We start from the raw sequence: 22,329 nt of genomic DNA on the forward strand, positions 1-22,329 counted from the left end.
TCTTATTTTTTATATTAACCTAATGCGAAAGAGAATGTATAAGGAAATCCCGTTGTAGGTGGAGTAACACCGCCACGAATAGCTGAGATAGGGATAAACACCATCTGCTGGATTCTTCTATCATAGACGGGAACTAACATATTATCCGCATCAATAACTCCAGCATATAATGTCGGAGCGGCATAACTCCACTCATTTTTTCCCTTAACGGAAAGTGAGCCAACCGGAGCACTGTCTACAGAGGAGTTGACATTACTAAGACCACCAAATGATAAATCCGTTGCTTCCACCGGAGCAATCTCCATCAAAGCGTCCTCATCCTCTTCGATAAGCGTATCTTCATCCTCTTCAAGCAAACAAGACATTAAAGAGGCCGGGGTGTTTTGCTTCGGAAGACGGACGATTAAGCCATTCTCGACGACAGCACCTCCAAAAAGACGTAATAGATAATCTGTACTATCTACTTTGTCTTTACGGAGGAACATTGATAACGAACGCAATGCCGAGAACACATTGCTGTCAGTTGCAGGAGTGGAGTCATTCCTTCTTATCACATATACACCACTACCGCTTCCACCTGTATAAACCTGCCCTTCAAGAGTGAGATTTTCCACCTTGTCCTCTAGTTCCCCGATGCGGGAATAGGCGGCAGTTTCCCCGACAGTATATACGGGGGAATCATAAGGCTTATCAAGGTTGAATTCGAACCCGATAACCCTCGACAGCCTTCCGTTTTCGAAATAGGCTTTGTTTATGAGGTTCACCCTTTGACCGATACCGTAGAGATTATGCATTCCATCCTCGCTGTATGCGTTATCGGACATCATCGTGCAGTTGTAGGTGTTCGGGTCTATCTTAGATTTGGCAATGTACTTTTCAGCCTCTTCCTTCAGTTCCCGTTCGGCAGCGGATACAAGTCCTAATTCTGTTATTTTGGTTGAATCCCAACCTGACAAAACGTAGGTATCGCCGTCTTCGGGGATGAGCACCTCATCGGGCAACGGTCTGCCATAGTCTTCATTCCTTACTATCTCCCACACTTGTGCTAACGGATTCCAAGAACCATCCTCATTCTTCTCCGGGATAGGTCTTTCTCCACCTTCCTTGTCGCATGGATTGAATGTCACGACAAACATCATTCCGTTTAGCTTACCGGACTGAAATATTATCTTCAAATCCTCTCCCGGTAATCTATATTCTTCTGAAAAAATTATCCCCGTGTCCTTGAAACGATAGGCGTTCCACTTCTTTTCGGTTGTTGTACCGTCCCCATTTTCTATCTTATCGATATATTCGTGAGTGGTGACATCCAACATGGTGCCCACCCTTCGAGGATAAATATCATCAAAGACAACCACCTGTTCAATGGCTTCTTCAGTACTCATATCTGAATAAGCGTCTATGTACAAAGTTCCTTCGGGTAGCATCAATCTTTTTTGCACCACACCATTTATCACCACCGCTTCGTCAACGGGACGGTAGTTGGCAGGAATGTTCCTTGTCGAGCCGAAAGCATAGATACGGGTGGCATAGGTTGACTGGGATTCGGAGCGTGACATTTCCCCCACGTTCTTAGCGATTTCCATATTCACGTAGTCGCCAAACTCGCATTTACCGAAGTGGATAATATTGTCTGTCACCCAGCACTCGCAATCCCATTTCTTCGCCATTTCAAAACAGGCATCTAAGATATTGGTGTTATCATAAGTCATTAACAGAGACTTGTTCTCGACCGTACTGTCAATGGAAAAATCAAAATCCTGTCCTTTGTAAGTATAACCAAGAGCTTTCAAGTTTCTCAGGACTATACTTGCTTGTACGTTGAGTGGAGCTGTCAGACTCCAGGACGCTTCCTGCCCAGATGTCTCCGGGGTATATTTGAAGATTTTATTTTTCCATTTCCAGTAGTGAGCATCAAGTCTTAGTTCATAATCATAGCCTGCGTTATCGGTGTTGAAGGTAGGACTCTGAAGGTCGCATACCTCGAATAACCCAAAATCGCATTCAACATATGAGCCTAACTTGAAATATATGGGATTCTCCAAAGAGAATTTCAGAAGTATGTAATCCTCTTTTTTGAGCGTAAACTTCCGCTTGCAACCTTCATTGGGAGTGGTTACAAGAAGAACGTTACCGGATATGTCTTTGATGTCTACTATCATAACATCTCCAAAGTTCGGACATAAAAAAAAGAATGCCTAAAATCAGGCATTCACATGCACGACAATAAAACCAATGTCGTGAATTAAGTTCGGTTTACCGGATTCGGCTCCGAAAACTTACTTGAAATCTTGCCAAAAGTCCTATCTAAACTCTGCGCATAAGTAACACTCTTGCCAGTATAAATAAGACGGTAAATCTCGCTACCATTAGCTGGGACTTGAATATCAACCTTGCCTTTATAAAGTTCATCGAAGAAAGCCTTTTTCTTTGATTGATAATCGGACTGAGAACTACCCTCGATAGTAAACGAAAGAGTTATTTCCCTCTCATCGACTTTAGGATCATTGATTATTACCCGTTTCCCATGTTCAAGTCGGCTTTTGTTCTCAATAAAATCCTTCATGGGAGCGGATGCCCCAATAACATCAAGAAACCCCTCTCCCATTCTCACACCCCATGTGGCAAACGCATCTTTTTCATTAATCAGTAAATCTGTCATAGCTTATAATTTTGATGTATTCTTCTTCACTTCTGCTATATCTGCTTTGATATCTTTTAAGTATTTAGCCGAATTACCTGTATTCTCCGAAATCTGTACCAATTCAAGATAGGATTGTGCTATCAAATTCCTCGTATCATCAGCGATGTTCCTCGTTTCTGTATTCATGGAAAGGATAGCATCTGCTCTTGCAGTTAACAGATTAAGAGATTGAGTTTGAGCGATATTCTGAGTTTTTATCTCTTCACCTGCAATCTGTAAAGCTGTAAACCGACCACTTAGCTCTCCAGCGTCCTCGTGTGTCATTTCGGTACCAAATCCTCTGGAAGTCGAAGATTGAGAAGTAGACTCTTGGGAACTCCATCCAAAAGCATCAGCCATTGCATCACGTTCAGCTATAATTTGCTCAGCTAACGCCTTTTGGGCATCTTTCAATTCTGCCGATTCTTTAGCAGTTAAATCAAAAACACCGTCTCCATCACTATCTGATTTTGCAGCCCAATCATTATATAAAGCTTCGATTTTGGCACGGTACTTATTTGCCACAAGATTTTCTAAAATAGCGTTCTTTAGGTATTCTCCAAAATCATCGGCCATATCTTTACTACTCTTACCCATATCGGAAAGGGTTGAAACAAAACTGTCATAGAAAGAATCGAAAGAAACTCCGGTCATTGTTTCCTGAAGTTTTGTCTTCATATCCTCTATCTCATCAGAACAGTCAATAATGTTTTGCAAATATCCTTGTACGTCATCGTCCAACTTCGCCCAGAACGTAGGTGCTTCTTCCTGTAGACGTTCCAATTGTTCCGCTGTAAGAGAAAATAGTCCAGTCATACGACCGTCAGCAACCGAGTTATAATTGAATCCAATAGACTGTGCCGCTTTACGAAGTTCATCCCAGCCCTGGCTTGACATCCCTTTTCTCTGACGAACGCCAATGGAATGAGAACCTGCACTCGCCCCTGCATTAAGTCTCTCTATCCCAAGTGCAACGCTGCTTTGAGCCTTCTTATTCAATAAGTCCAGAACTTCTTGCCCAGCCTTACGCGCTTCATCGCCATAAGATATATCTATATATTTCTGCTTTTTACTAATAAGCGTGTCCCAAACATCAATAAGTGCCCCATATTCTTCTTTCATTTTATTATAGGCAGAATAATCAGCACCAAGGACACCGATTAATCCTGATGCCATGCCTATTGCTCCACCAATAACAGCTCCCCAAGGTCCACCAATAGATGCGCCAGTTGCCGCATAAGAAGCTGTACTACTTAAAACAGAGGTAACCTTTCCAGCTGTACTTTCTGATTTAACCCCCAAATCTCCAAGAACACCATCCAGCTCTTTTACAGCAGATGCTATACTACCAAATCCTTTAGATGTGCTTTCATAATCATTATTCTTAAAGCCATCCTGAATCATCTTGAATGGATTATACTTATCAAGCATCTTTTTGAATTTGGCTATTTGAGAAGAAAGACTTGATGTAAATTTATTTAAGGAAGAAGGATTAGCCATAGCATCATTTATAGCTTTCACAGTCTTTTCATTATCCTTAAACAAATCGGGAATTTTAGTTCCCTCTATCCCATTCATATAATCAATAAGCTCTTGAATATCCTCTATTATATTCCTTATTGACGATGAAGAACGATTAGAGAAATCCGTGAAAAATCTTCCCCATAATTCTGAGTTTTTCATCAATTCATCATCCAGGCTATCAAGATCTTCTTTTCTCTGGGCAATAAAAGTGGATTTTTCAACACTCCCCTCTTCTGCATCCGCAATCTGCTTATCATATTTATCCATGATAGCTTTGCGTTTTTCCTGATACTCTCCATACTTGATATAATACTCATTCCAAGCATTATCCTGTTTATTTTGATACTCTTTCAAATTCTTCTCGAAAGAAGCTATTCCACTTTTATATAAATTATCGAAGACATCGTTTTCCGAAATAGATAATGTAATCCCACTTGCATTAAAAGTCTCTCCCTTTTTTTTATCTGGGCTAGTCTCCCATGTAGCACGGGCATCCTCAATCTTTTTCCGCAGAGTATCCTCTTTCTGCCGGTCGATAGCCTGCATCTCTTTTTCAAAGTTGAGCTCCATTTCGGCAATGGTCTTGGCAGCACCTTCATCCATTGCCTTGATTCGGGCTTCATCAACTTTTATTTGTAAATCCTCGGCAAAACGTTTTTGTTCCAATGCTTGTTTATCAAGGAGGACATTATATTTATCGGTCTGCTTACGAAGTTTCTCGGCTTGATTCTCCTGTTTTTTATCGGATGACACAGAACCTCCCTTTGCTTTGTAAGTAGCTTCTGCCGAATCACGCAAACCTTTCAATTTTTTAAGTTCTTTATCCCTATCAGCATCAGACATTACTGTCTTGGAACTCAAAAAGTCCTTATATGCTTTATCAGCATCTTCATACGCTTTTTTGTAACTTGCCAACCATTCTGCGGAAGATTTCTTTTCAGCTTTTGCAGCTTCTTCTTTTGTCTTTTTAGCAGCTTTCGTAGTTTCTATAAGTGTCTTTATATCCTTAACGTCATATATTGCTTCATCTGATAGAGAGCCTTTTGTGTCAATAGGCAACTTAATCTTTATCTTCCCATTCTCCCCTTTACCTTTGATACGCTTTTCTAAATCAGAGATGTAGCGGTCAAACTTACTAATATCAACATCTTTAAGAGTGGATATGAACTGTTCTGAGATACCTTTACCTTTTTCTTGCAGCATGACATCCCTGTCTGCATATAATTTTTCAAGTTTTTTCTTAGATTCACGTGCAGCTTGTGTTCCTTGCTTCATTGTTATATTAAATTCTTCTGCCGCTATTTGCTTATTTAACTCTGTGAATCTCTTTGTTTGTTCTTCTCCGGCACGTTTCGTATCCTCTTCCGCTATCTGTTGTTTTAGTTTGAGTATATCAGCTAACTTAATGGTTTCGATGTCGTATTGAGCAAATATCTTAGGGTATTCTTTTCTTAACTCCGCTAAACTTTGACCTCTTTGTAAATCCGACAATGCTATATCACGAGAACTTTGTATGAGGGAATCAATCTTCTGCTTGTGCTCTTCCTCTCGTTTTTTAGCTTCTTCTTGCTGTTCGTTAAATCTTCTCTGTGCCTTTTCTGCTTCTGTTGCCGAATCGTAGAAAGCCCACATAGCCGCACCAAGACCTACAACCGCAGTAGCTAATAAAACATAAGGATTGGTAAGCATAGCAGCGTTTAAAGCTAACTGCGCCTTTCGAGCCAATATACGAGCATTAGTAAGGGCTACCTCGGCTATCGTATGTTTGCTTGTGGCGATGGTGGTAAGCATCACAGCAGTGCGATATGTTCCATAAGTGACCACCAGTCCGGCCAATACCTTTCCGACTGCCTCATAGTTTTCAATCAGCGAAGTAGTCATTTGAATACCATCCATAATTACCCCTTCTGACTTCTGCCCTAGTTCGTTAAACACAGAATCCAAAGCATCCTGCATCATAGATAGCTGACCGTTTATCTCCTTTGAAGCATTCTCGGACATATTATAGAACCGACCGCCTGCGGAAGTGGCGTCAATAAACGCCTGTTGTACCATTTCTGCGGAAATAGCCCCCTTAGACATCTCATCTTTGAGTGTGGCAATAGACTTCCCTGTCTTTTCAGACATTATTTGAAGTGGATTGAATCCGGCATTTATCATTTGGTTCAAGTCCTGCCCCATCAACTTGCCTGCTGCTGACATCTGGGAAAAAGCCAAAGTAAGAGAGTCGAATTTCTGTGTATTCCCCATAGAAACATCACCAATAGCTTGTAAATAACGTGGCACTCTTTCGGCTTCGATATTAAACCCTAACATCATCTGTGTAGCGGAAGTAACATCGGAAAATTCCAGCGGTGAAATCTTCGCATATTCACGTACTTGCGCCATGAGCGCATCGGCTTTCTCCTTGCTACCTAACAACGTTTGAATGGCAGTATCGGCCGCTTGAAACTCACCACGCACACGGATGATTTCAGAACCTAACGCTTTCAGTACGCCAGCACCACCAATAACTGCCAATGCTTTCTTCCAAGAGATAGCGATGCCTTCGTTAGTTTCTACTACCTCTTTCGCATCATCCTTGTATAGAGCATATTCATCACGGAGTCTTTTTACAGAAAGTCGGGCTTCCGCCTGCTGCTGAGTCAATCCGAAAAGAGCAGCTTTTTCTTCATCTAAAACCTTTCGGGCAGCATTATATTCTTCCAACTTACTGTTTGCCGATGTAGGGTTACGTTTCAAGGCGATGCGATAAGCATCTCCCAAACGTTTTATATCCGCTTCAATATCCTTAACCACTGCCTTTTGAGCAATGATTTTTTCTGTAAACTCATTTACTGATTGAGATGCATCGAAGATTTTCTTTTTGAAGCTGCCCTCCATCATCGCCCCGGCTTTGGCGGCTTCATTTACCAATTCATCCATCCGCTGTGTGGATGCAGATAACTGGGTATTCAGAGCCTTGAAAGCAGCAGGTGACTGCGTGCTATCCATACTCTTTAGTTCTTGCTTCAATTTTGCAATCTCATTGCGGAGTTTAACGACCTCTTCATAATCGGCCTGCACACGAAACACGAGCTTTGCCATATATAATTATTTTAATGGGTTCTTACCTTTTGTTTTAAAAAACTCTTCTTCTGACACTTCTTCCATAACCTCTCCATATACAGTATGAAGTTTGTCTTTTTGCATGATTACCATATTCCTGTACGGTATCTTATATACCACTTCATCATAAGACAGATGCAGAGATTCCATGAACGATGCAATCTGCCCAAGCAAGCAGTTATTTCCTACGACCGTTCCTTTGCTGTCAGCGTTGCTACGTTCTTGGCTAAAACTGACAGCTTGTAAAAATTTTCAGCGGAAACCATCGAAAGCCCGGTCGCCAATGCTTCCACGACCTCATCAAATGTTCCAGCCGACAGTTCCTCACATAGGTTCTCATCACCCTGAATAAGCCACGATAGCGCACGAGAAGCCATTTCTACATCTTTCAATGAACGAAGCATATCCATGACCGTTACAGCCTCTTTCAAGTCACAGAGATAATATCCCGCCCCTGCTATCTTATGAATCGTAGGGGGATAAATCACATAAACATTACCATTTACAAACACCGTTTCAAAGTCTTTCCCTAAAACGGCTGCATTTATTATTTTTGATGCGTTCTTTTCCATAAACTAAAAAGGCGGTGAGCAATCACCCACCGCCATCCTAAAAATATTGCTCTTTACCTAGGTTAAGCCTCAGGTACATCTACCTTTTCTCCATCAAACCAGTACTCACCAGCAACTCCGACTGTAGAATTTTCCATCGCAATAGCTGAAACCCCTAACCCGATATTCTTCTCAACAAAATTTCCCTTGCCGATTACAGCTGCATTGGTAAACACGATATAATTACCTGTCTTAGTCATACCGACAACAGCCTTGTTGATTACTTCAGCGACTTCCGGCTCTTTCCAACCTACTACAGTTTGTCCATCCTTTACAAGTTCACCTCCCTGTAATTCCTTCTTGTCTTCAAAAGCATATTCGCCCATAGTGAACGCTATAGTCTTTGCTCCCTTGGCTGTAACATCCTTATAGTAGACTTTTCCAGTCAACTCATTGACATAATCAGTCGTTGTGGGATCATCTTCTGTATATCCCCAAGTGTCCTGATGAGAGTTCTTTACTTCTGTGGCGGCTGCTAACCATGTTTTCAGAGTTGTAGGAGTAACGGTAGCAGTAATAACCGGACCGTACCAAATTTTTTTAATTCCAATAAATGGTTTCATATTTTTCAAATTACATTTAATACTTCAAATAAAATTCTCACATTCACATAGTGACACTTCAAAGCTGTGTCTGCTTCCGTACCGATTGATTCGATTGAGTAACGATAGGCTGTGTCGTCATAGGAGCTTACCACATCGTCGAATAGCTTGTTGGCTTGCCTTTCAAGCTCATTCAGACGAATAGAGTTCGCTTCATTCTCACTCAAATTAGGCACACAGATATTTACCTCGGCAAAGGACTTCTTCCAATATGTTTCCGGTTGTTGTTTCTTCGTGTGAATGACAATTCTTTCAGACTTCAATTCGCCCGTCAGGGTTTCCCCTACTGGTACTATATCTATCCTGAAAGCCTTGCAATCCCGATAGAGAATGTTTCCTATGTCGGTAGTTACTATCATTCAAATTCTTCTTTTAATCGTTTCTCTGCATATAAAGCGGCACCACTCAAAACATCAAACCCCTTAGATTCCACGAATGAAGCGTATTCCGCTTCGTTTTTCAGAGTTAAACCGCTTTCATCAACATCGTAATCATTGGACGTTCTCAAAGTGAGCGTGTGGTCTTGATAATTGCCATGCTCTTCCGCGTACTTAACGGCTTCATCGCCCTCATCAATCATTTTCTTCTCAACCTCCCATTCTCCTTCATCGAAAAAGGAATCGACATCTGAAAAATCAAATCCTACATCCATAGTTCCGAATATCCAAAGTAGTTCGTATTCTTCACCGTATAAACCTCGCCTTGCCCTCTCAAATTATCGCCATCCATGCAACGGACCTCATCCCCTGCCTTGACAGTGATTCTCTTCTCGCACACCACACGGTAGTTAGGACGATACACAGAACCGTTATCAGACGTAAACTCTTTGGTAGTGTTATCATCACAACGGCACTTACATACATCCTGCCAGCATTCACCACCGGTGCCGGGAATAGGTCTTCCGAACTCATCCTTATCCATTGGAGTGATTACCTTTACTTGTAATATGTGTGGGACGAATATCATAAGAAAGTGCATTTAGGTTTGTTGCTCAACTCGTCTTTCAATCCGTACTGCTTGCACAGCCATGAATAGTAATCCTTAATACCTTGAATGTTCCAAGACATAGAAAAACCGCTTTCACTGATTGAAGTGGCACGAAGTAATAAAGAAGGGATGAACATCACAATCGCTACAGAGACACGGCCGTAACAATCCTCATTCATCTCATCCTCTCCGCTTATCTTCGAGTTCAGACACATATCCAAAAGTTCAGCTTCCGACAACTGAATGCCGAAAGTCTGAAACTTCTGTGATATGTATTCGTTTACCGTCATCTTAATATGGTGTAATCAGTTTACTATATGCTGTATGACTATAATGTGTGCAATACTTCGACTTATAGACGTACCGGAACGGGCATTTAGGAACCGAAATCTGTTTCCTTTGCATTGCCGTAATAATCACTGGTTGCTTCACTGGACTATCCACAACCATAAATATTGGCTGCGGAACGGTCAGCACAACACAATCAACAGGAGATGCTTCAAAAGTGATACACTGAATGTCTGGCAAACCAACATCAACAGATGGATTCACGTACTCACACTTAGGAGATTTCACACTTGATGCCTGCACGCTCAACGAAACCAAAGACATCATCAAAAAACCACACATGGCAAAAATAAAATTCTTCATTTCTTTTCTGATTTATAAAATTAGACAACGGAAGGGTAGAGTAAACTACCCTATCCTTACTCAATTCCTAATGCTTCTTTCAGCTTGGCAGTTGATTCTTCATCAAATTCTGCAACCTTACCCAAAAGAGTTTCTTCTTTCATGTTACCGGAAGCCTGCACGCCGATAGACTTTAAAGCATCAACCAAAACCTTTTTATCAAACTCTTTTTCAAAAAGGGAGATTTTAACCTCTTTCTTTTCTTCGGGAGCCTTCACTTCGGGAGTTTTCACCTCAACCCGTTCGGCAAGCCTGCGGCTCTCCATGTCCATTACACGCGATTCCTCGCTGACTTCAATCACTTTACCAGGAGTATAATACTTACCGGTGAACTTGTCGCGAAAAACAGATATAACCCTTATTTTCATAGTCACCTCCTTATGCTGATTGGATTGATGCAATCTCGCTCAAGTCGATATTGGTAATCAAATCCGGATTGGAAATCTGCGGAATCCACTCTGCCGTATATTCCATATAGCGACCGTTTTTGTCGCGATAGTTGGAGATAAGCATCTGACCTTCTGACGGGATATAAGTACGTCCCTGTACCGGGTCAGCCGCTTCATACGGGGTATGGTGGCGCATATAACCGATTTGGTCAGAGGGTAGCAGGGTAATACGATTGTCCGCGTAAATCTGCACATTCTTTCCCGTTTGGTCTTTCACGTAATCTTCCTTGATTTCAATACGCGGCAGGCCGATACCGGTGAACACTTCGGAAGCCAAAGAAGAGGAAACCAAGCCTGTACTCAATTTCATTTCGTTAGTACCGAGAATCATCTTATATTGCTCTCCAAACTCGGATGAACCAAGAACATGCTTATTGAAAGATGCACGTGTCATAATCATCTTGGCATAAACACCAAAGTCAGGAGCCAAAGAATGAAGTTTCTCTCTCAAATAAGAGATAAACATATTCTTTCCGTCTACAATCACATCGCCACTTATCGGCTTGATAAAGTTGAACGGAAGGGTAATTTCCAACAGTTTATTATTGGTCTGACCGGAAGTAATTGCAGCATCCTTGTTATAAACGGTGGCTTCACCAAGCATCAACAAGGCACCAACAATAATATCCATGCGTTTGTGAGCAGCAAGGGTAATCTGACGGTAATCATCTGCCAGGAAGTTTACAATCTCTTCCATTGCGGCCTTTTGATCTGCCGTTTTAGCTACATTGAACTTGTCAATTAAATCCTGCAATTCAGAAAGACGGTCAATAGACATCTGATAAGCATCACCCAAATAGGCAATCTCACCATAGCCGGAGCCAATATTTCTACGTTCACGAATAGGTTTCTCTCCAAAACGTGAATTGATAGAACCGGCCATTACCCCAGTTACAGAGCCGATATAATCTTTGAACACACGAGTAGTTACTCTACGGAAAGTAAGATACTGCTGCCAATAGATTGTGTCTTTACGTGTCTGGTTCACACGTCTAATGATAGCGGAAACAATGTTCGCATCATCGAATAATGTTTGAATCGTTAAAAACATATCCTGCCTCCTTACTCGTTAAATTCAAACCATCCCTTCGTGTTGGCTTTATCGTTCTCGGAGAACGGCATAACCAATTTTGAAGGCTCAATTTCTGCGGCTGTACGAAGCAATGAAACCAGTGTGATTCCATCCTCAACCTTTGTCCGGTTGTACAGAGCCGAATTTGCCACGTGCTTCTGCTTCAAACCATCAACCGCAACCGCCTCAAAGAGTACCACACCTCTGGCTATGTCCTCACCAAAAGCAGCCTTGATAGTCAATACATCATACACTTTGTTGGTCTTGTCAATAGCCGTTACTTCCGCACCTTTCGTACCGCTTCCGATGAACATACCCGTGTATGCCAAAGAGTTCTTGGCTACCTTAATGGACAATGCAGTATCACCGGTTGCGTATGCTTCCACTACTTCCACATTGATTACCGCATAAGCGAACTTGTTTTTCAAGTCCGCACAAATCGGTGTAAATCCAGGAAGAAAACTTCCCACTACAAGGTTCTGCGTGTCGAGCTTGAACGGGCCACGTCTACGGATGCCTGTCTGGACATCGTAACGTTCCTCTTGCTCAACAGGCGGAACCAAGTCATACTTAAATCCTGCTGACATAATTAATTCTTGTTTTGTTCAACAATAGCATTCGTTCCCTCGTCAATCATCTTGGCGATAGATTCAGCTTCTTTCTCAATCTTCGCTTCCGCTGATTCGGGAGGGGTTACGCCTTTGAAGCCGTCATTTGCGAACTCCTGTTTCAAGTCCTTGAAATAAGTATCCAAGTCCTCATCGTCTTTGATGGCGCACCTCTTGGCGTAGTTTTCGGGAATACCATACTCCTTTGCCTTTGCCATAATCTGCTCCTGCCGGGTTGCTTGCGACTTTTCCGTTTCAAACTGAGCGAGCTTGTCAGAAAGCGGTTTAACGGCTGCACTCACTGCATTGGCAATGATGGTAGCCATATCATCCGGCTTGTCTTCCGCTTTGGTGGTTGTGGTAGTAGTGGTAGTCTCGACTGGCTTACCATCTTTAAGGTTATGCTTCTTCTCGTAGTTAGTCACTGCCGTTTTTGAAGCATCCCCGGCACGGAAATCACCATAGGAATTAAGCACGTCCGAAAAACTGATACCCTCCACGATGGAGTTTACCTTTGTCTCGTCCGTTACACCCTCTGCCTTCTTAGTGGCAATTCGGGTTAAGATAGCAGTGTCCACCCCAGTGAATTTCTGGTGTAGTCCTGCCAAAATTTGTTCTAAAATTGTCATACCGTATGAATTAAAATTTGAAATTCAATTTGCGGAAGTAAAAATACCACCAATACAGATGATTGATAAATATTTAGGCTTCCCATTCACGACAATCAATCCATTGTCGTAAATACGGTATATAAAGTAGTCAGTAAATGGATGAAAGGGAAATAATTGGAGTGGTAGAAAACCACAATCAGGCGATTGTGGGAAATAAGTATAAAAAAAGGCGTGAAACCGAATGAAATCACGCCTGATAAAGTTAATGTAAAAAGAGTTTCAATCAAAACTATTTCTTCACCGTTAAAAAGCCCATTTCTTTTAATGTGCTAACAAAACTCTCATCAGTATTCCGATTATAATAAATCTTCCTGATTGATTCTTTAGGTATCTTTATTTTATATCCAAGTACATCTTGAGGTGCATTCTGTATAACTCTATATGGAAGTATAATTCTTTTTTCATGTTGTCTTCTATAGCGGATGTGTATGGTTGTTATAAACCGTATTATAAATTCATCCATTAATTTGGGGTCACGGGCAATATCACCTCTTAGTGATTTATAAAATTTACCATTTTCAGTCTCTTCCCAAAGAACATCATATCCATTTTCATCACTTGATTCCAAAATAATAGGATGCTCTTTATATTGTACTTCTTTGAAACAATTACCCAAATAATATTTTGTACAAAAATATTCTTCAAGTATTTTTTTATCATATTCAATAAAAATAGAATTGTGACCTTTAGGGAAGCGACCCCACTCTGTCGCTTTTGGCAAGTATTTTGTAAAACAGCACATCCCTAATCGACTTAACTCCTTCCCTAAATCCTCTGAATTTTCAAAAATTAGTTCAAAAAGGTCTTTTACAGTAGCATTCTGATTCGAAAAAGCAATTACATTAGCATCTTCTATATCATTATACTCTGTAGGTCTTGAAAACCATAAATAAGGCTCAGTCAATTCTTCAATTGTTTTATCAATGACAGGTCTTAAACGATATATTTCATTCATGCGGTCTTTTGTATTTATTATATTTTAACTATTAGACTTTTATGAATAACATTTCAAAATGATTGCATTTTTTTACATTCAGAAACCCAACATCGCAGCCGGAGGAATATTCAACACCCGGCAAAGTAGCCTTGCAATCTTCAAAGTAGGTTCCGAACGTCCAGAAAGATAATCATTAACTCGTGAAGGACTTATTCCTATTTCACCGGCAAGTTGCCTCTGGCTCATTCCTTTCTCTTCAAGGGATAGCTCTATTAATTCCGCAACGGTCGGTTTTTCTATCGGATAATGTTCTTTTTCGTATGCTATCACAATGTCGGACATAACTGTGAGTTCCACCGCATTCTTATCATTTGAAGGCGTATTGTCATCAACCAATGGCAGAAGTTCTTCCACTCTCGCCAAAGCAAATTCATATTGTTCTTTCGTTACTTTATTCATATCCTATATCTTAAATGGTTGAACAATCTATTTTATCATAATCTTTATGAGTACCAACCCAGCGAATGAAGACGTACCCAATTGTAAACTTAACAACGACAACCAACCGATAGTTGTTGCCTCTGATATTGAATACATAGTGTTGGTTACCTACATAATCAACTGAAAGAAAATCCACTTTAATGTCTGATAGATTCTTCCATTCAGCTTTTTCCGCTATATCATACCAACGTTCTAAGGCAATGCGTGAATCTTCATAACCTTTCGTCTCGTAGAAATCTTTTAGCTTCTTATGCGATACTATTCTCATATCTCTTTCATTTGATGCAAATATACGATATTATTTTGAATTATAAAATTACTCTAGATAAAATATTCTATATTACAGAATTTAAGCAACAAAAAAGCGGAACCCAAAGCCCCGCTCTCTATGATGGTAACATAACATTTAGGCGGCAGAAGGAACATTCTTTTCTTTTCCCGCCTTTTGGTTCATTTCCTCCTCTTCAATCTCCTTCAGCTCTTCATCTATGCGGTCCGCGTTCCCGGCAAACATAATACCTTCACGTCTTGACCAGATGCCACCACCAACGGCAGAGACGGCCGTAGTAACCTTGTCATCTACTGAATCAATCATGTTAATTACTAAATATCCCTCTTATGTTTCTGATTCCATAAAATTCCTTCATTTTTTAGAGATGTCGCTATGTCTCGTCCAATATCAGTTAATGTAATTGAATATAAATCATCTTCTTTTCCATCAATAGCACCATTTAGACGCAATCTTAAAATATCATTATTAAATGCTTTGTCATTTTTCCATTTATCAACTAGTTCATTCCATTTCTCTGGATATAAAAATAATTGTGAAAGTGCTCTTGAGTTTTGTATATTAACTTTAATATACTCTATATTCTTTTCTTGCAAAATTGTTTCTACAATCTTTGTCTCATCAGCTCCTTTATTTTTATTTACTTCTTCTACTATCAACCTTGCAGTCTTTTCTAAATCCTCTTTATGAACTAATTGACTATCATCAATGTCAATTGATTGATACCGTTTTTCTAAATATTTTGAATAGAATGTATCTTCTTGCATCTCAGGACGAAATTTTGTCTGTAGTAAAAATAAACTCGCAAGGAATAATGGTACATTCAATATAGAAGCAATCACTAACAAAGGAGGAAGCCAGCATGGAGCAGTTAATTGACTTGCTGCAGTTAAAAAAGAACCATTTACTAAAATAAGTCCAACCAACCAAGCTGCCAATAATTGAATAGGTTTCGTTATCTTATCCGGATGTATTTTTTGTGTTTCCATATTTCCATAAATTACAATTTTCCTGCTAAATTCTTCACATCCTCCACAGACTTTACTTCATGCACAGTATCGCCTACTTTTACGAAGCCTACTATATCTCCAGTGTTTGACTTTTCAAATAGTTCAGTTACTGGAACACCCAAAGCATCGGCAATCTTTTCCAATGTACCAATAGTAGGGTTACCTCCCAACATTTTAGAAAGGCTTGCTTGAGCCACACCTATTTTAGATGCTACCTCTGCAAGAGTTACTCCTTTCTCTTTGCATACTTCCTTCACTCGTAAATCCATATATAATATATTATAAGTTTGATTTCAAACACAAATATACACATTATATATTATAATCTAATTTCAATCTATAAAAATATATCATATTATATTTTATTAACAGTAATGTTATTGCCGATTATATAATATAGTCTATATTTGCACATATAAAAATAGAATATATTATATAATGCATAAAATATAAGAGTATGAGCACAAAATTTAGAAGTCAGATGAAAGAGGTTATGCAAATGGCATGGTCTTTTGTTCGCAAGAACGGTTATTCAATGAGTGAAGCGTTGAAATGCGCTTGGGCTAATTTGAAGCTGAAAGCGGCTTTGAAAGTAAAGGTAGTAGAGTTTTATTTCAAAAAGACCGATGGCACGCTACGTCAAGCCTTTGGCACTCTCAAAGAGAATCTTATCGGTGAGGTAAAAGGTACAGGCAGAAAACTGAATGATAATTTGCAAGTGTACTGGGACACTGAAAAAGAAGAGTATAGATGTTTCAAGAAGTGCAACCTTATAAAGATAGCTTGATTATGAGAAAAGACCCCTATGGCAACTATATAACCTGCTTAACAGGTAAGCAATACCGCCAATTAAAAAGTATATCTGAAAAGATGCAACCGTATCTGCCATTTACAGAAGTGGCATTTCTTGAGCTGGTAAAAATAGCTTCTGCAATAATATTTAATAAAGGGTTTAACAACTCTGATTTATCGGTACGAAACGGATTGGTGCGTTTTAAAAACAAGTTCTACATGAATGGCTTAAAGATAAATACACATTGTTTGACAGATGAACAATACAAATATCTATGGCAATTTAATACGCCACGTATGGACGCTTTCATGACAAAGTATAAACCAATAGAACGTGATGTTTTTGTAATGACATTCAGAGCTTGTAAACGCTATATGATTACAGGCATGACTAAAGAATCAGAAGATACGCTAATTGAAAGGCTTATTTCAATATCAAATCTTATGAGATAACACGATTATCCAAAGGCAGTCTTTGCACGACTTTAAAGGCTGCCTTTATTATTCACTCTTAAATAAAATAAGTATGGACGAAATTTGGAAAGACATTGAAGGGTACGAAGGCGATTATCAAGTATCAAATTTAGGTAGGGTAAAATCCTTGCCAAAGAAATGCTGGAACGGTAAAGGATCTTGGTTTAGAGATGGATGCATTTTAATACCCATAAAAAGCAAAAAGGGGTATTTGAATATATGGTGCAGAAAGCGCATATTTAAAGTTCATCGCTTGGTCGCAAATGCTTTTATACCTAATCCGCAAAACCTACCACAAGTAAACCACATAGACGGTGATAAAACCAATAATTGCGTTGCCAATCTTGAATGGGTTACTGATGGTGAAAACTTACTACACGCATATAGGGTTCTTGGTAGAAAGCAAAAGACTGGCAAAAACCACCATAATTCACGAGCTGTTTTACAATTAAAAGACGGCAAAATTATAAATTCATTTGATAGTTTGAATGAAGCGACACGCGCAACTGGTGCGCACCATTCGGGCATTTCAATGTGCTGTAGTGGAAAAATTAAAAAGCACAAGGGCTATCAATGGAGATACAAAGAGGAGTGATTTCACTCCCCTTTCTTTATGCTTTGCTTCTGCATCTCAGCGTTTATCCTTTCTTCTTGTTCTTCTTTTATCTCTGCAATTTCTTCTTCGATGCGGTCAATATTTCCAGCAAACATTACCCCATGTCGTTGCGACCATACACCACCTGACACAGCCTTTACAGCTACATTGACTTTATCTTCTAAATTATCAAGGCGATACGGAACAACCTCTGTACTAATATCTATCGTTTCAGATGCTTTGTTAAATTCAGATGGATTGATAGAGCCTAAAGCAGAAACAAGGAAATTGACTCTTCGTTGTAAAAATTCACCTATCACCTCGGCATGATTTTGAACTTGCAAATGTGTTGAAAGAAACACGTAATCGAAAGCCACTCCCGACAAGGCATTTCCAGCGCCGCTCAACTTTTCAAAACTGATTTGCGGTGTATTTGTCATAGAATATGCTTTCTCAAAGAGGGTTCCTACCTCAAATTTTACGGTATCATTTGCTTGGTTCCACGTCAGATATTGGGCATCTGCACCTTCCCCTGTGAGTTTAACCATCCTATCCTTAATCTTACCCATGAAGCCTTCTACATCGCCAATCAGTTTCAGCAAAGGGAAAAAGTGATAATCGATGCAATCGGCATAGTTGGATAATAGCTTCTCAAGCCGTACACGAAAGGTCTTAATCTTCTTGCAGTATTCCTCTGGCCGGTAGGCATAGATAACCGGCAATTTTGGGAATCCATGAGCGAAAGACGTTCTTTCTTCATATCCCTTAGCCAAATCCCACTGATAAACCGCCTTATCCGTGATTGTCATAAAGCAAGTGACCTCTGAATCATCCATGAGCTTCTTCTTGTACTCACGGGAGAATGCAATCATTTTGCCTTCATCATTGAAGAACGGATAGAGCTTATCCCCACGGAAGGGCGACCAGATAACCGATTTCAGCTTCTTGGTGGGCTTTACCGTTCCACCGAAGGAAGTCTTTACTTTCTTCCAGAACTTCGCCCAGAACGAATCATCATCGGTAACATACCAATACTCGGCTACTTCCTGTTCGGAAAGCCAGGCACGGACAATCTTCTTGTTCTGATATTTGATTTTGTTGGACTTAAATACAGCTTTGACAGCATCCAACAGTTTCTTTTCGTCATCATCTGTTGGAGTGCAATCCATTGACGGCTCGGTGCCGACAGTAAAAGCCGTTTGAATGTTCACGATGTCCTGCTCCAAAGGAATAGAGATACGGTTTACCGGTTCGGTCTTGTATTGTGCTTCGATTTCGTAGGTCTTGCCAGTCTTCTCATTGAAAACTTTCTCGGCTTCCTTTTCAAGAACTTTTCTGTCCGGGTACTTCTCTTTATCCACCATGATTTCATGGCGTTCTGGATTCCAATCGTCCCAAAGTTTACAACGGTCAGGAAGTTCGGTCTTTCTACCCTTCTTCAAATAGCTTATCTTCTGCCCGATATCGGGCAACGCTAATATTTCTTCTAAACTTAATGGCATAGCTTACATTTTTAGTGTGTGAATATTCCTGTTAAATCTTTCGGTTTCAAAATGCGTCCAAGCAAACAACCCAATACATAATATCTAATGGCATCCATCAAATGATTATATTCATCTACTGGCTCATTGATGTAGTTTCCATCCTTATCTTTGTCCCAAACATATTTCCGAAGTTCAGTAATAAGATTGTAAGAGCGTTCTGTTACAAAGAACTCCATGTCTTTAATCTTATCAATACCCGCTTTGATTGAGCCGGGAAACTTATCTACCGGATAGATATTCACGCCTCTGTTCTTTATCTCTTGAATTAATCGAGGATCTTGTGAATCAGCAAACACTTTCATAGAGAAAGGCTTTAACCTGTTGGCAATAGCCGACGAAAGCATATCCGTTTCATAGAAAAGTTCATCAACATACAAACGGTTATCAATGATGCCACATCTTACAGCAGCGGAAGGATCATTAGTAAATCCGAAATCCTGCCCTATTCCTACCTTTTTGCATTCCCGTGGGAACTCTTTCACAATACCCCACTTCTTGAACACCGCACCTTCCGCCACGTCAGCCCAGCGACCGATAACCACATGAGCATACTTTTCGGGATTGCTCACCTTCATATCTTCAACCTCCTTCAGAAACTCTGGAGAAAGATTCTCCAAGTTATCAAGATAGGTAGTATGGATATGAAGTACATTCGGGTGCGTGGAGATTTGTACCTGCACGCCGTCAATCTCTACAAGCTTGTGAGTGTTCTCAATGTATTTCTTGTATATGAAATGATTAGAATCGCAGGGGTTCATGATAATGATAATCCGGTTCTGAATACCTTTCTTACGAATGGAGAGCATTATCTTGTCGAACTCTTCTTCATTCGTCCATTCCTCTGCTTCATCACAGACGAAAGTGGTAATACCTTGAATAGATTTCAATTTCGCTGTCTGATTACCTGAAGAAGTTTTAATACCCCGGAACATGATACGGCTTTTGGTCATCTTGTTGACTATATCCGTCTTGGTGGTCTTGAAATACTTAGTAGTTCCATCGAGGTCTATCTTCTCCATCATTTCGGGAATAATAGACATGCCAGCGGAAACCATAGTGTAACGGGTGTATAGTATCTGATGAACAATCTTCTGGGCTTCCGTCATTTCAAAGGTCAACCGCTCAATGAAAGTGGAAGCGTTGAAAGATTTTCCCGAACCACGCCCACCGGTGATAAGAATTATGAATTTTTCCTTATCGGTGTACAGAGGGTGATAAATTTCTTGAGGTACTATCATTTCAGCTTGTCTTTAATCCAAGAATCAATGTTGATACCGTGTTCTATGTCTGTTGGAATATCGGCATCTTCATCTTGCTTGCGTTCAACCTTTCTCCAATCTTCATCATAATGGTATAGCCAAACAGACTGCGCTTGCAGGCTTGGAGCCAACTCACCTTCCACGGTTTGAATTTCTTCCTCACCTGTCAGATTACCATCCCTGTCTTTAATCTTTCTGATAGTGGTATTCTTAGTCTTAATACCACCAAGAGCCATAGCAAGGAACTTAGCACGTACAAGAGCGTTTATAGCGCAACGCGCACGCGATAATACTTCGTTCAATTCAGGGTACTCACCTTTCTTCTCACAAAAAGTTTGAGGACATAACCCAACGGCATGAGCAATTTCCTTATCTGTGAATCCCTTCTTGGCATACGACTCTACGAGAGAAAGAAAGTCCTCGCTTGTGTAATCAAACTTGGGCTTTCTTCCTCCTTTACCTTTTCTGTTTTGAGATTCACTTTTGCTCATAGTCTTATCCGTTGCTTAAGCCTCTACTTGCAGATGCCTTTTCCAATCTGCTTCTTGTATTAATGAAAGCGTTGCGCACTCTTAATTCATTTCGCAAAGCGTTTCTTCCCAACATATAATCACTGTCTCGCAATCTATTATATTGCGATTCCAATTGCTGAACTGTCTTTGTTCTTCTTCTGACTCAATACCTCACTTTCTTTTTTATCCTACAATTAACCCGTTTGATTTCCAATTAACTCCACGTTTTTCTAAAGCTCTCCTTGCGGCTCTTACAGCTTCATTGTCGGAGTTCCCTCTTGCTATTTTGAGAAGTTGTTCAACTCTACTGGGCTTCTTAATTTCACCGGAAGCCAACTTGCTTTTATATTCAGAACGGAGAGAAGCTCTTTTATTAGAGTATTCTGCATCTTTACTATTTTGCCTTTGAAGAATAGCCCTACCTGCTTGGTTACGATAATTTCCTTTAGCCAAAGCAACATCACCAAATCCGGAACTACCATACCCTTTAGAAGCTAAATATTCTTCTTCGGTCATTGATAATACTTTCTTCTTTCTAACTCAGCTTTCCTCCCAATAATTAATCTATTCTTTCTACTTGTTCATCAAAAACTTCTCCCTTAATGAATTTCACATCCGCTTCATAGCCGAATCGTTCACAGAAGGCGGCTTTAGCTGCATAGGCATCAAAGGATAACATCACATAGGCATCCATATTCTCGGCTTGCTTCTGTGCATTCTCCTTTACCTGCTGCTTAACTTCCTTCATGTGGGCAACCTTCTCAGCACGTTCCAACTGCTTAGCGGCCTTATCGGCTTCTTTCTGTTCGATTACTGGTTCCATCATGTTAGACAGAGCGTCTGCGATGGAGTTTTCTTCTTCTGTTTGTAGAAGGTAGTCAACACCAATCATGTTTAAGTCTGCATCGGTCAGACCTGCATCTTTCCAGTCAATATCAGGAACTATGCGGGCAAGTGCGTCAAAATCCCATATACCTTGTGCATTCGGGTTGTTCATTAGAATGTTCAACTCCTTTTCCTGCTTTTCATTCACATCAATGACATCGACACGAATACGGTAGTCGTTATCGGGGAACTTCTGTAATTCATCCATGACAGATAAACGTTGGTGTCCGCTAACCACGGTCAGCCCCGTACGCTTGTTTACGACTATTCCCCCGACTAACCCAAACTTCTTGATACCACGCTTTAATGTTTTGCGAGATTCATCCGAAAGTTTCCGGGGATTATAATCCGCAAAATGGATGGTAGAACGGTTAAGTTCCACCGATTCACTTTTTATGTATTTTGATAGTTCCATATTATCCATTGCTTAAACCTTGCGCACCTCTTCCTTGACGGATTCTCGCAGACACTTTACGATCATAATATTTCATACTACCACTATTCATTAAACCTTTTGAGCGTGTAT

General features: G+C 40.2%; 27 protein-coding genes and 1 pseudogene. 3 read left to right on the forward strand and 25 right to left on the reverse strand.

Annotated features, from left to right (window positions below; all coding sequences use genetic code 11):
- Positions 1-14: 14 nt before the first annotated feature.
- The 20 genes and pseudogenes from VYM24_RS21275 to VYM24_RS21370 form a co-directional block, all read right to left on the reverse strand.
- The gene (locus VYM24_RS21275; protein ID WP_330940867.1) at positions 15-2,162 is read right to left on the reverse strand and encodes a hypothetical protein; all 2,148 of its coding nucleotides are present in this window, start codon (positions 2,160-2,162) and stop codon (positions 15-17) included.
- Between the two features lie 83 nt (positions 2,163-2,245).
- Positions 2,246-2,662, reverse strand: a complete 417-nt coding sequence (locus tag VYM24_RS21280) for a hypothetical protein (protein ID WP_330940868.1) — start codon at positions 2,660-2,662, stop codon at positions 2,246-2,248.
- A 3-nt stretch (positions 2,663-2,665) separates the two neighbouring features.
- A complete protein-coding gene (locus VYM24_RS21285) occupies positions 2,666-7,294 on the reverse strand; it encodes a tape measure protein (protein WP_330940869.1) in 4,629 nt (1,542 codons plus the stop codon).
- A 206-nt stretch (positions 7,295-7,500) separates the two neighbouring features.
- Positions 7,501-7,887, reverse strand: a complete 387-nt coding sequence (locus VYM24_RS21290; RefSeq protein WP_330940870.1) for a hypothetical protein — start codon at positions 7,885-7,887, stop codon at positions 7,501-7,503.
- Positions 7,888-7,949: 62 nt separating this feature from the next.
- On the reverse strand, positions 7,950-8,489 hold the full coding sequence (locus VYM24_RS21295) for a hypothetical protein (RefSeq protein WP_330940871.1): 540 nt from the start codon (positions 8,487-8,489) through the stop codon (positions 7,950-7,952).
- Positions 8,490-8,494: 5 nt separating this feature from the next.
- Positions 8,495-8,887, reverse strand: a complete 393-nt coding sequence (locus VYM24_RS21300) for a hypothetical protein (protein WP_330940872.1) — start codon at positions 8,885-8,887, stop codon at positions 8,495-8,497.
- Positions 8,884-9,180 (reverse strand): hypothetical protein, encoded by a 297-nt coding sequence (locus VYM24_RS21305; RefSeq protein ID WP_330940873.1) that lies wholly within the window; start codon positions 9,178-9,180, stop codon positions 8,884-8,886. Before VYM24_RS21305 ends, VYM24_RS21300 begins: the two co-directional genes overlap by 4 nt.
- A complete protein-coding gene (locus VYM24_RS21310) occupies positions 9,171-9,494 on the reverse strand; it encodes a hypothetical protein (RefSeq protein WP_330940874.1) in 324 nt (107 codons plus the stop codon). Before VYM24_RS21310 ends, VYM24_RS21305 begins: the two co-directional genes overlap by 10 nt.
- Entirely contained in the window at positions 9,491-9,805 is a 315-nt protein-coding gene (locus VYM24_RS21315; RefSeq protein ID WP_330940875.1) for a DUF6706 family protein, read from the reverse strand. The genes VYM24_RS21310 and VYM24_RS21315 overlap by 4 nt, the downstream gene beginning before the upstream one ends.
- A 1-nt stretch (position 9,806) precedes the next feature.
- Positions 9,807-10,166, reverse strand: coding sequence for a hypothetical protein (locus VYM24_RS21320; protein ID WP_149920081.1), 360 nt, complete (start codon positions 10,164-10,166; stop codon positions 9,807-9,809).
- A gap of 56 nt (positions 10,167-10,222) precedes the next feature.
- Positions 10,223-10,573 (reverse strand): hypothetical protein, encoded by a 351-nt coding sequence (locus VYM24_RS21325; RefSeq protein ID WP_330940876.1) that lies wholly within the window; start codon positions 10,571-10,573, stop codon positions 10,223-10,225.
- A gap of 10 nt (positions 10,574-10,583) precedes the next feature.
- On the reverse strand, positions 10,584-11,705 hold the full coding sequence (locus VYM24_RS21330; RefSeq protein WP_118403552.1) for a TrbJ/VirB5 family protein: 1,122 nt from the start codon (positions 11,703-11,705) through the stop codon (positions 10,584-10,586).
- Between the two features lie 11 nt (positions 11,706-11,716).
- Positions 11,717-12,313, reverse strand: coding sequence for a head fiber protein (locus tag VYM24_RS21335; RefSeq protein WP_330940877.1), 597 nt, complete (start codon positions 12,311-12,313; stop codon positions 11,717-11,719).
- A gap of 2 nt (positions 12,314-12,315) precedes the next feature.
- Positions 12,316-12,963, reverse strand: coding sequence for a hypothetical protein (locus VYM24_RS21340; protein WP_330940878.1), 648 nt, complete (start codon positions 12,961-12,963; stop codon positions 12,316-12,318).
- A gap of 271 nt (positions 12,964-13,234) precedes the next feature.
- Entirely contained in the window at positions 13,235-13,960 is a 726-nt protein-coding gene (locus tag VYM24_RS21345) for a hypothetical protein (protein ID WP_330940879.1), read from the reverse strand.
- Between the two features lie 78 nt (positions 13,961-14,038).
- The gene (locus tag VYM24_RS21350) at positions 14,039-14,401 is read right to left on the reverse strand and encodes a helix-turn-helix domain-containing protein (protein ID WP_330940880.1); all 363 of its coding nucleotides are present in this window, start codon (positions 14,399-14,401) and stop codon (positions 14,039-14,041) included.
- A 10-nt stretch (positions 14,402-14,411) separates the two neighbouring features.
- Positions 14,412-14,711 (reverse strand): type II toxin-antitoxin system HigB family toxin, encoded by a 300-nt coding sequence (locus VYM24_RS21355; RefSeq protein ID WP_330940881.1) that lies wholly within the window; start codon positions 14,709-14,711, stop codon positions 14,412-14,414.
- Between the two features lie 138 nt (positions 14,712-14,849).
- A pseudogene (locus VYM24_RS21360) lies at positions 14,850-15,059 on the reverse strand (phage portal protein); the annotation flags it as partial.
- A complete protein-coding gene (locus VYM24_RS21365) occupies positions 15,047-15,721 on the reverse strand; it encodes a hypothetical protein (protein ID WP_330940882.1) in 675 nt (224 codons plus the stop codon). The gene VYM24_RS21365 and the pseudogene VYM24_RS21360, both read right to left, overlap by 13 nt.
- Positions 15,722-15,732: 11 nt before the next feature.
- Positions 15,733-16,011, reverse strand: coding sequence for a helix-turn-helix domain-containing protein (locus VYM24_RS21370; protein ID WP_330940883.1), 279 nt, complete (start codon positions 16,009-16,011; stop codon positions 15,733-15,735).
- Positions 16,012-16,199: 188 nt separating this feature from the next.
- Between VYM24_RS21370 and VYM24_RS21375 the strand changes: the two genes are divergently transcribed.
- The 3 genes from VYM24_RS21375 to VYM24_RS21385 all read left to right on the forward strand — a co-directional run bounded on the left by VYM24_RS21375 (position 16,200) and on the right by VYM24_RS21385 (position 17,603).
- Positions 16,200-16,529, forward strand: coding sequence for an SH3 beta-barrel fold-containing protein (locus VYM24_RS21375; RefSeq protein ID WP_330940884.1), 330 nt, complete (start codon positions 16,200-16,202; stop codon positions 16,527-16,529).
- Positions 16,493-16,987, forward strand: a complete 495-nt coding sequence (locus tag VYM24_RS21380) for a hypothetical protein (RefSeq protein WP_330940885.1) — start codon at positions 16,493-16,495, stop codon at positions 16,985-16,987. Before VYM24_RS21375 ends, VYM24_RS21380 begins: the two co-directional genes overlap by 37 nt.
- 73 nt (positions 16,988-17,060) lie before the next feature.
- Positions 17,061-17,603, forward strand: coding sequence for an NUMOD4 domain-containing protein (locus VYM24_RS21385; RefSeq protein WP_330940886.1), 543 nt, complete (start codon positions 17,061-17,063; stop codon positions 17,601-17,603).
- A gap of 2 nt (positions 17,604-17,605) precedes the next feature.
- Here VYM24_RS21385 and VYM24_RS21390 read toward each other — a convergent pair whose 3' ends face one another.
- From VYM24_RS21390 to VYM24_RS21410, 5 genes are all read right to left on the reverse strand, one after another.
- Positions 17,606-19,105, reverse strand: coding sequence for a phage portal protein (locus tag VYM24_RS21390; protein ID WP_330940887.1), 1,500 nt, complete (start codon positions 19,103-19,105; stop codon positions 17,606-17,608).
- 11 nt (positions 19,106-19,116) lie between these two features.
- Positions 19,117-20,385, reverse strand: a complete 1,269-nt coding sequence (locus tag VYM24_RS21395) for a PBSX family phage terminase large subunit (RefSeq protein ID WP_330940888.1) — start codon at positions 20,383-20,385, stop codon at positions 19,117-19,119.
- Positions 20,382-20,897 carry a hypothetical protein gene (locus VYM24_RS21400; RefSeq protein ID WP_330940889.1) on the reverse strand — a complete coding sequence of 172 codons (516 nt, stop codon included), beginning with the start codon at positions 20,895-20,897 and terminating at the stop codon, positions 20,382-20,384. Before VYM24_RS21400 ends, VYM24_RS21395 begins: the two co-directional genes overlap by 4 nt.
- 204 nt (positions 20,898-21,101) lie before the next feature.
- Positions 21,102-21,434, reverse strand: coding sequence for a hypothetical protein (locus VYM24_RS21405; RefSeq protein WP_330940890.1), 333 nt, complete (start codon positions 21,432-21,434; stop codon positions 21,102-21,104).
- Between the two features lie 43 nt (positions 21,435-21,477).
- Positions 21,478-22,218: a ParB/RepB/Spo0J family partition protein gene (locus tag VYM24_RS21410; RefSeq protein ID WP_330940891.1), complete on the reverse strand. Its 741-nt coding sequence runs from the start codon at positions 22,216-22,218 to the stop codon at positions 21,478-21,480.
- Between the last annotated feature and the right edge of the window lie 111 nt (positions 22,219-22,329).

This window comes from Bacteroides sp. MSB163 (genome assembly GCF_036416795.1).
In the GTDB taxonomy this organism is placed as follows: domain Bacteria; phylum Bacteroidota; class Bacteroidia; order Bacteroidales; family Bacteroidaceae; genus Bacteroides; species Bacteroides maternus.

What these genes read in the sequence shown, in the direction of transcription:
- VYM24_RS21275 (WP_330940867.1), bottom strand. Translation starts at nt 2,162, where the DNA reads ATGATAGTAGACATCAAAGACATATCCGGTAACGTTCTTCTTGTAACC.
- VYM24_RS21280 (WP_330940868.1), bottom strand. Translation starts at nt 2,662, where the DNA reads ATGACAGATTTACTGATTAATGAAAAAGATGCGTTTGCCACATGGGGT.
- VYM24_RS21285 (WP_330940869.1), bottom strand. Translation starts at nt 7,294, where the DNA reads ATGGCAAAGCTCGTGTTTCGTGTGCAGGCCGATTATGAAGAGGTCGTT.
- VYM24_RS21290 (WP_330940870.1), bottom strand. Translation starts at nt 7,887, where the DNA reads ATGGAAAAGAACGCATCAAAAATAATAAATGCAGCCGTTTTAGGGAAA.
- VYM24_RS21295 (WP_330940871.1), bottom strand. Translation starts at nt 8,489, where the DNA reads ATGAAACCATTTATTGGAATTAAAAAAATTTGGTACGGTCCGGTTATT.
- VYM24_RS21300 (WP_330940872.1), bottom strand. Translation starts at nt 8,887, where the DNA reads ATGATAGTAACTACCGACATAGGAAACATTCTCTATCGGGATTGCAAG.
- VYM24_RS21305 (WP_330940873.1), bottom strand. Translation starts at nt 9,180, where the DNA reads ATGGATGTAGGATTTGATTTTTCAGATGTCGATTCCTTTTTCGATGAA.
- VYM24_RS21310 (WP_330940874.1), bottom strand. Translation starts at nt 9,494, where the DNA reads ATGATATTCGTCCCACACATATTACAAGTAAAGGTAATCACTCCAATG.
- VYM24_RS21315 (WP_330940875.1), bottom strand. Translation starts at nt 9,805, where the DNA reads ATGACGGTAAACGAATACATATCACAGAAGTTTCAGACTTTCGGCATT.
- VYM24_RS21320 (WP_149920081.1), bottom strand. Translation starts at nt 10,166, where the DNA reads ATGAAGAATTTTATTTTTGCCATGTGTGGTTTTTTGATGATGTCTTTG.
- VYM24_RS21325 (WP_330940876.1), bottom strand. Translation starts at nt 10,573, where the DNA reads ATGAAAATAAGGGTTATATCTGTTTTTCGCGACAAGTTCACCGGTAAG.
- VYM24_RS21330 (WP_118403552.1), bottom strand. Translation starts at nt 11,705, where the DNA reads ATGTTTTTAACGATTCAAACATTATTCGATGATGCGAACATTGTTTCC.
- VYM24_RS21335 (WP_330940877.1), bottom strand. Translation starts at nt 12,313, where the DNA reads ATGTCAGCAGGATTTAAGTATGACTTGGTTCCGCCTGTTGAGCAAGAG.
- VYM24_RS21340 (WP_330940878.1), bottom strand. Translation starts at nt 12,963, where the DNA reads ATGACAATTTTAGAACAAATTTTGGCAGGACTACACCAGAAATTCACT.
- VYM24_RS21345 (WP_330940879.1), bottom strand. Translation starts at nt 13,960, where the DNA reads ATGAATGAAATATATCGTTTAAGACCTGTCATTGATAAAACAATTGAA.
- VYM24_RS21350 (WP_330940880.1), bottom strand. Translation starts at nt 14,401, where the DNA reads ATGAATAAAGTAACGAAAGAACAATATGAATTTGCTTTGGCGAGAGTG.
- VYM24_RS21355 (WP_330940881.1), bottom strand. Translation starts at nt 14,711, where the DNA reads ATGAGAATAGTATCGCATAAGAAGCTAAAAGATTTCTACGAGACGAAA.
- VYM24_RS21365 (WP_330940882.1), bottom strand. Translation starts at nt 15,721, where the DNA reads ATGGAAACACAAAAAATACATCCGGATAAGATAACGAAACCTATTCAA.
- VYM24_RS21370 (WP_330940883.1), bottom strand. Translation starts at nt 16,011, where the DNA reads ATGGATTTACGAGTGAAGGAAGTATGCAAAGAGAAAGGAGTAACTCTT.
- VYM24_RS21375 (WP_330940884.1), top strand. Translation starts at nt 16,200, where the DNA reads ATGAGCACAAAATTTAGAAGTCAGATGAAAGAGGTTATGCAAATGGCA.
- VYM24_RS21380 (WP_330940885.1), top strand. Translation starts at nt 16,493, where the DNA reads ATGTTTCAAGAAGTGCAACCTTATAAAGATAGCTTGATTATGAGAAAA.
- VYM24_RS21385 (WP_330940886.1), top strand. Translation starts at nt 17,061, where the DNA reads ATGGACGAAATTTGGAAAGACATTGAAGGGTACGAAGGCGATTATCAA.
- VYM24_RS21390 (WP_330940887.1), bottom strand. Translation starts at nt 19,105, where the DNA reads ATGCCATTAAGTTTAGAAGAAATATTAGCGTTGCCCGATATCGGGCAG.
- VYM24_RS21395 (WP_330940888.1), bottom strand. Translation starts at nt 20,385, where the DNA reads ATGATAGTACCTCAAGAAATTTATCACCCTCTGTACACCGATAAGGAA.
- VYM24_RS21400 (WP_330940889.1), bottom strand. Translation starts at nt 20,897, where the DNA reads ATGAGCAAAAGTGAATCTCAAAACAGAAAAGGTAAAGGAGGAAGAAAG.
- VYM24_RS21405 (WP_330940890.1), bottom strand. Translation starts at nt 21,434, where the DNA reads ATGACCGAAGAAGAATATTTAGCTTCTAAAGGGTATGGTAGTTCCGGA.
- VYM24_RS21410 (WP_330940891.1), bottom strand. Translation starts at nt 22,218, where the DNA reads ATGGAACTATCAAAATACATAAAAAGTGAATCGGTGGAACTTAACCGT.